General features: G+C 65.9%; 8 protein-coding genes. 2 read left to right on the forward strand and 6 right to left on the reverse strand.

Annotated features, from left to right (window positions below):
- Positions 1-68 precede the first annotated feature (68 nt).
- Positions 69-479, forward strand: coding sequence for a TonB family protein (locus ASE11_RS27080; protein ID WP_082585622.1), 411 nt, complete (start codon positions 69-71; stop codon positions 477-479).
- A 60-nt stretch (positions 480-539) separates the two neighbouring features.
- Positions 540-962, forward strand: coding sequence for a DUF1801 domain-containing protein (locus tag ASE11_RS08415; protein ID WP_056269177.1), 423 nt, complete (start codon positions 540-542; stop codon positions 960-962).
- A gap of 36 nt (positions 963-998) precedes the next feature.
- Here ASE11_RS08415 and ASE11_RS08420 read toward each other — a convergent pair whose 3' ends face one another.
- The 6 genes from ASE11_RS08420 to ASE11_RS08445 form a co-directional block, all read right to left on the reverse strand.
- Positions 999-1892 (reverse strand): c-type cytochrome, encoded by an 894-nt coding sequence (locus ASE11_RS08420; protein ID WP_056269179.1) that lies wholly within the window; start codon positions 1890-1892, stop codon positions 999-1001.
- A gap of 165 nt (positions 1893-2057) precedes the next feature.
- Positions 2058-2579, reverse strand: a complete 522-nt coding sequence (locus ASE11_RS08425; protein WP_235501229.1) for a DUF2889 domain-containing protein — start codon at positions 2577-2579, stop codon at positions 2058-2060.
- Positions 2580-2781: 202 nt separating this feature from the next.
- Positions 2782-3501 carry a transcriptional regulator NanR gene (nanR, locus tag ASE11_RS08430; RefSeq protein ID WP_414842436.1) on the reverse strand — a complete coding sequence of 240 codons (720 nt, stop codon included), beginning with the start codon at positions 3499-3501 and terminating at the stop codon, positions 2782-2784.
- 39 nt (positions 3502-3540) lie between these two features.
- Positions 3541-4920 carry a 3-oxo-isoapionate kinase OiaK gene (gene oiaK / locus ASE11_RS08435; RefSeq protein WP_056269183.1) on the reverse strand — a complete coding sequence of 460 codons (1380 nt, stop codon included), beginning with the start codon at positions 4918-4920 and terminating at the stop codon, positions 3541-3543.
- On the reverse strand, positions 4920-6164 hold the full coding sequence (locus tag ASE11_RS08440; RefSeq protein WP_056269186.1) for a ribulose-bisphosphate carboxylase large subunit family protein: 1245 nt from the start codon (positions 6162-6164) through the stop codon (positions 4920-4922). Before ASE11_RS08440 ends, oiaK begins: the two co-directional genes overlap by 1 nt.
- 12 nt (positions 6165-6176) lie before the next feature.
- Positions 6177-6382, reverse strand: a 206-nt coding sequence (locus ASE11_RS08445; RefSeq protein ID WP_056269188.1) for a TRAP transporter large permease subunit, incomplete at its 5' end; no start/stop codon positions are given.

A 6382-nucleotide genomic window follows, 5' to 3' on the forward strand; every position in this document is an offset into this window, starting at 1 on the left:
GCCCACTTCGTGGATCGCCCGGGACGGGGAAGTCCCTTTCATTCACCAGGCCCCACGAACAGGTTCCGATGCCACGCATCCCGATCGCACTTCTTGTCACTGCGCTCGCAGGTCATGCTTCAGCACAAGGGCAGACCACTGCGCCAACCGCCGGGGCCTCACAAGAGGCAACACCAACCGGTGCTGCTGCAGCTCGAAGGGTTGCTGCATCTCGCTTGGGCGCCTGCTTCAGGTTGCAACCGGCGTACCCGGTTGCAGCTCTGCGAAACGAGCAGGAAGGACAGACCGTCGTCGCATTCACCGTTGCCGCCGCTGGGCAGATTCAGAACCCGGGCCTCCTTCGATCAAGTGGGCACCTGATACTGGACCACGCCGCTCTGGCGCACCTGAACCAATGCATCGCCTCGGTCAGTACACAGCCCGACGACGCGCTTCCACCCGGTCGGTACGCACTCCCCATGGTGTGGCGCATCGAGTAAGGCCCGACCCTTCGGCCGAGACGAGCCTCACCTCAAACGTTCAGCCGCTTCAGGAGAGCCATGCAACCCCTTCGGTACTCGTCCGTTCCTGCGTCCACGCCTGACGGTTACGTCGCGTCGCTGGAGGGTTGGCAACGCACGTACGTGGAGGCGCTGCGCGCCACTGTCGTGAGTGCAGCCTCGCAGATCACCGAGACGGTCAAGTGGGGTCATCTCGTGTATCTGTTCAATGGGCCAGTCTTGCTCATTCGCGCCGAGGATCACCGCGTGCTCTTCGGCTTCTGGCGCGGCAAGAACCTGCGGCACATCGAGCCGAGGCTTCGCCCTGGCGGCAAATACACCATGGCCACGCTCGAGCTCGTTGAAGGAACGCCCCTCGAACGGGCAACCGTTCTCCGGTTGGTCCATGAGGCCGTTGCCCTCAACCTCTCGCTGGGCGACCCCACGGAACGCCCCCCCAGACAGCGCAACAGTGCGGCTTAGCCATCCATCGATTGGGCGTCCACTTTGGGTTTGGCCTCACCCCTTCCCCGGCAAGGCCTTCAAATACAGATACAGAGCCCGCAAATCCGTTTCGCTCATCTCACGCAGCGATTCAAAGGGCATCACCTGCACCGCCGAGCCATCGGGCCGCTTGCCGCTGCGGAACATCGCGATCAGGGTCTCGGCGTTCGGGTACCGACCCAGCACGCTGCCTTCGCCGGGCGAGAGCCTGGCGGCGGGCGGCCAGTCGGGTGGGCCGCCGGGAATCTTGCCGCCCACCAGCCCCACCCCGTGGCAACCGATGCACATGTTGGCCACATACGCACCGTGCTCCTGCGTCACGCCTTCGGGCACGGGTTGTTGCGGTGGCAGCGTGTGGTCGATGCGCGCGGCCGCGTCCTTGATGGCGCCGTAACCGTAGAGCGCCCTGACCGGCAGCGGCAGCTTCACCACCGCGCCTTGCCCGCTGGCGGGCGGTAACGAGCGCACATAGGCCACGAGCGAGGCCAGGTCGTCGTCGGTGAAGCGGTTGAAGTCCTCGCTGGGCATGATCATCAGCGGGCGCCCCTTCGGGTTCACGCCATGGCGGATGGCACGCACCCAGTCCACCGGCTGGTAGGCGGAGACCACGCCGCCGGGCCCGGTGGTGATGTTGGGGCCGGCAATCACCAGGCCACCGTCTTCCACAAAGGTTCGACCGGTGCCAGCGCTGCCGTGGCAGTCCACGCAGCCACGCGATGCAAACAGGTACTTGCCGCGTTCGACCGAGGCCGCGTCGTCGCGCAGCGCGACCGTGGGCACTTGCAAGCTGACGATGCGTTGCATCTTGCGCTCGGCCAGCAGCACGCCCAGACCGAGCGCCAGGGCGGCCAGCAACACGAGCGCGCCCAGCCCCGCGAGCAGCGCCCGCATCCATGTTCTCTTGTTCATCGTTCCGCCTCCTGTGGTGAAACCACGGCGGCATTTCACGCTCGCGGGCGGGTCGGTGTCAAGCGTCGCTGTCGCGCGTCCACGGGATCCATAGAGTCAGGCCTCGCCAACCCAAGGACCGACCCGCACGCCCCATGCGTCTGGCAGCCGGGGAGGCTGTCTGCGCTACGAGGTCCGTGCCGGTGGCTGCCAGCGGAAGAACACCGGGTGCACCTTCTCCACCACCGGGCCGTTGAAATCCCAGGCCAGGCACTGGCCAAGATGGGGCGGCGGGCTGCCGTCGGCCGGGGGTGCGAAAGAGGCCGAGCGGGTCTGGAAGGCGGCAGTGGCCAGGTTGAACAGCAGTTCTCGCAGGTGGGTGCAACCCTGGATGCCGCCGAGGTGGCGCTGGATCGTGTGGCGCCAGCCCTTGCCCAACACCTCACCCACCATCCGCTGCATGGGCACCATGGCCTCGGGACATGGGCCGTGCGGATGGGCGTCCATGGCCACCGCGATGTCGCGGATCACCATGGCCTCGTCGACCGTGACGCGGATGTGCATGTGATGCACCGGCTCACCCGCGGCCCAACGGCGCTCGCCCTCGATCTCGAAGTCGTGCGGCTTGCTGTCGTGCAGCGTGCCTTCGATGTCCCACAAGCCGTCGTCGCGATGGAAGCCGCGGTATTCAACGCGGCGGGTGTGCATGGGGGTGCGGGGCTGGGGTGGGGGCAGTGGCAAAACGGTTTCTCCAACAGGGGCGATTCAATGCCCTGATTTTCGGGCATTGAGCGCGGCGGCACACTGAGCCTTCCATTGGCCAGTTGCGTCGAACGTCGCTGCAGGAGATGCGGGCATCAGTGCGCCTGTATACGGCCCACCAACGAAGGGATTTCCAGCTCAATCGGTCTCACAAGGCCTCTTTGGCCTCTGGAGAGCGGTACAGCACGTTGGCACGAAGCAGGTGGTCTCGCATGGCCTGGGCGGCAGTTTCTCCGTCGCCGGCCGCAATAGCGTCGTAGATGCGGCGGTGTTCAGCCAATGTCAGTTGCTCGGAGCCTGGTGCCCGCACGATGTTCTGGTAGTACTCGCCGGCCCAGTTGAACAGGGCTTCAACAATGGACGGAAAGATCGGATTGCCCGAGATGGAAGCGATCTCGCGGTGGAACAGCATGTCGCGGTAAAGGAACTGGTCCATCTCGTCCAGGGCAGCGTGGTGCGCCTCCCAGCGAGCGAGCAAGCGATCCTTGTCGCCCTGGGTGGCTTTCTGGGCCGCCATCTTGCACAGGCCAGCCTCAAGAAACACGCGCGCATCCTTCAGGTGTTCGAGCATGCCTGGCTCCATGCGCAGCATGTGCCGTGCACCACCGGCGATTTGTTCAATGAGCAATTCGGCGGTGGGTACAACCACACGGGCACGTTCGCCATGGGTGATTTCGACGATGCCGGAGCGGGCCAGGTCTTGCAAGGCCTCCCGCACCGCCGGTCGTCCGACGCCGTACGAATCCATCAGGTCACGCTCAGAGGGGAGCTGGTCGCCAGGTCGCCATTCACCTGCTCGGATGCGCTGCACCAAACGATCCACCACCTCCTGGTAAATCTTGCGTCGCTGAATGGGGTCGTTGATCATGGTGTCCAAGGATAGCTGAACGCCTGTCGCCGCCGGGTGTCACCCGGTGCCCTGGAGGACGCGCTCGAAGAAGTCGGGCTTTCCCATTTGACCGCCTTTGAGCGCCACCTCCAGGCCATTCATGGTCGCGGTGTTCGCATGGGCGCGACACAGCGGCGCACCGGGCGCCAGATCGCTGGCCACGGTGAGCGCCGCGATGTCAAGCGCGCCGGCCACGGCGCCTGAGCTGTCTCCGCCGGCAATGGCGATGCGCCGCACGCCGGTGGTGTCGACGATGCGCCGCATCGTGGCAGCGAGGGCCTGGCCCACGCGCTCATGGGCCTGCGACAGCGCCAGACCGGCGCGCTGTGCAAGATCGGCGAAGGCGCGCACGGCGGGATCGTTGGGCCCACTGGCGGAATAGACCAGAGGACTCGTTCCCCGCTCCATGGCGATCTGGGCGGCGCTCACAAGGCGGTGGACTTCGCAGTCAAAGGTGTCGGAGGACAAGACCGCGCCCACGTCCATGCGCAGGGTGTCGAAGCCATGGTCCGCGGCCCAGGCGATCTGTGCGGCCGTGACGGGTGAACAACTGCCGCTGATGGCGGCGATGCATGTCACCGCTTGTGTGGGCAGCAGGGTGGGCGGCGCGTCCAGCAGGCCTGCCTGGCGCCAGTGGGCGACCAGGGCGTAGGCCAGGCCCGACGAGGATGCCGAGAAGAGCCCGTCGCCCCGGTTCTCCCAGACCAGTTGCCCGGCAAGCGCGAGCGTCTGTTCGTCGATCACATCGAGCATGACCACCGGCTGGTCACCAGCAAGCGCGGCCTTCAGCCGCTCCGGCCCGAGACCGTTTTTCAGGGCCACAAGATCGATGAGATCGGCGCGGCGAGAGGTCTGATGCGCCAGGTGCTGGCGCAGGTCGGCCTCGTCCATCGGTGTCACGGGGTGGCGCGACATGGTGGGATGCCGGTCGAGGCGGTGCACAACATCGCCCATGGCGGCGAAGAGATGGCCAAAAGCCTGGTAGCGGCGCAGGCGTGGCGCGCCGATCACCATGGGCGACCAGGTGCCGTCAACGGCCGCCACACCCAAGTCGATGGCGGCACCGATGGAGCCGACGTCCGGGCTGGAGTCGAAGGTGGAGCAGACCTTGTATTGCAGGATGGGTGCACCGAAGGCCTTGAGGCTGGCGAAGGCGGTGGGCAGGTGCTCGCGCATCCAGGCGGGGCTGCGCCCGCGCGAGGTGCCGGCCAGCCCGATGCAGCGCATGTGGGAAAAGCGGGCGATCCATTCGACCGTGGGCGTTTGCAGAAAGAGCACGGTCGGCACGCCGGCCAGGGTGAAGGCCTCCATCACGTCGGTGGAGCCGGTGAAGTCGTCGCCGTAATAAGCGAGCAACGGGCCCTCAGGCAAGGCACTGTGTTTGGCGGTGGCGCTCATCACCAGAATCCCATGGCCTGCTGGAGTTCGGGTTGAGCGGCAGCTCGCGACTGCAGCGGCACGCCCGCCACCGCAGCGTCCCAGGCTTGGCGCAGGGCACCAACGCCCGCGGCCACGCCGGCGGGGTGTCCGAAGATGCCCCCGCCGGCGGCGAAGATCAGGTCCTGGTTGCCGGTGGCGGCGTAGGTGGCGGCGGCGACCAGGCCGGTCTGCCCTGAACTGAAGACGGGCATCACGCTCATGGGAGCGTGTGGCCACAGCGGTTCTGTGACCGCGCGCACGGATTCGACCACCTGTGCGTCGCTTTCGCTGAACTTGTTGGCGATGCCGTTGACATGCAGATGGTCGGCCCCGGCCAGACGCCACAGCTTGTGCCAGGCACGGTAGTCCCAGCCCAGCGCCGGATGCCTGCTCAGGTAACCCCAGCCATTGCGATGCGCGTGAATGGGCAACATGCTGTGGCGGCGCAGCTCGCGCAACCCGACCAGGCCCACCGAGTTGAGGCTGAGCATGACGCAGGTGCCACCCTGGGCGTGCACAAAATCGTGGCGGCGCTTCATCTCGTCGAGTTCGCCGGTCAGGTTGAACGCCACCATGACCTTGCGGCCCAGGCGGTCGGCACCAGCATGCACCTCGCGCATCACGGCGCGCACGCGGTCTTCGAACGGGCAATGTGAGCCATCGGTCTGCAGCTCATCGTCCTTGATGAAGTCAATGCCGCCGTCGATGAGCTTGCGCGCTTCAAGCGCGGTCTGCTCTGGAGAGAGGCCAACGCTGGGCTTGATGATGGTGCCGATCAGTGGGCCACTGGCCACGCCTGCCAGGCGGCGCGTGCCTTCGATGCCAAATGCGGGGCCTGGGTATGCGGTAGAGAACGCGGGCGGGAGCCGCAAGTCAGTGATGCGCAGCCCCGAGACGCACTGCAGTTCGAACAGGTTGCCCGCCACCGTGGCCATGACGTTGGGCAGCGAAACGCCCATGTTGTCAACAGACCAGGAGAGTTCCAGCTGGCAGCGGGTGAAGCGCGCGCCTTCCTTGTATTTGCCCGGCAGGCTGGGCACTGGGGCGTCGTTCAGAACAGTCAGACGCTCGATGCGCGCACCACTGCGCTGTTTGAGTTCGTCTGTTTCGTTGGCCAATGCGAGAAAGGTGCCGCTGGACTGCTCACCGGCAATGGTCTGCGCCGCGCGCTGCGGGTCTTCGGGGGTTTCGAGCCAGTAACTGGCGTGGATGCGTTCAGACATGGTTAAAGGGGCTCACTGTGGACCGACAAGAGGTTCGATCACGGCATTGTTCGAAAACACCGCGTCGCGCAAGGCGAGCGAGATCGAAGGCAGGTAGGTGATGAGGGTCAGGCAGCCCATGATGACCAGCACGAAAGGCAGCAGGTGGCCCACGATGCGGTCCAGCGAGATCTTCGCCACCGTGCAGGCCGCGAAGAGGTTCACGCCAAAGGGCGGGG

This window comes from Hydrogenophaga sp. Root209, from assembly GCF_001428625.1.
In the GTDB taxonomy this organism is placed as follows: Bacteria; Pseudomonadota; Gammaproteobacteria; order Burkholderiales; family Burkholderiaceae_C; genus Hydrogenophaga.

What these genes read in the sequence shown, in the direction of transcription:
- ASE11_RS27080 (WP_082585622.1), top strand. Translation starts at nt 69, where the DNA reads ATGCCACGCATCCCGATCGCACTTCTTGTCACTGCGCTCGCAGGTCAT.
- ASE11_RS08415 (WP_056269177.1), top strand. Translation starts at nt 540, where the DNA reads ATGCAACCCCTTCGGTACTCGTCCGTTCCTGCGTCCACGCCTGACGGT.
- ASE11_RS08420 (WP_056269179.1), bottom strand. Translation starts at nt 1,892, where the DNA reads ATGAACAAGAGAACATGGATGCGGGCGCTGCTCGCGGGGCTGGGCGCG.
- ASE11_RS08425 (WP_235501229.1), bottom strand. Translation starts at nt 2,579, where the DNA reads ATGCACACCCGCCGCGTTGAATACCGCGGCTTCCATCGCGACGACGGC.
- nanR (WP_414842436.1), bottom strand. Translation starts at nt 3,501, where the DNA reads ATGATCAACGACCCCATTCAGCGACGCAAGATTTACCAGGAGGTGGTG.
- oiaK (WP_056269183.1), bottom strand. Translation starts at nt 4,920, where the DNA reads ATGAGCGCCACCGCCAAACACAGTGCCTTGCCTGAGGGCCCGTTGCTC.
- ASE11_RS08440 (WP_056269186.1), bottom strand. Translation starts at nt 6,164, where the DNA reads ATGTCTGAACGCATCCACGCCAGTTACTGGCTCGAAACCCCCGAAGAC.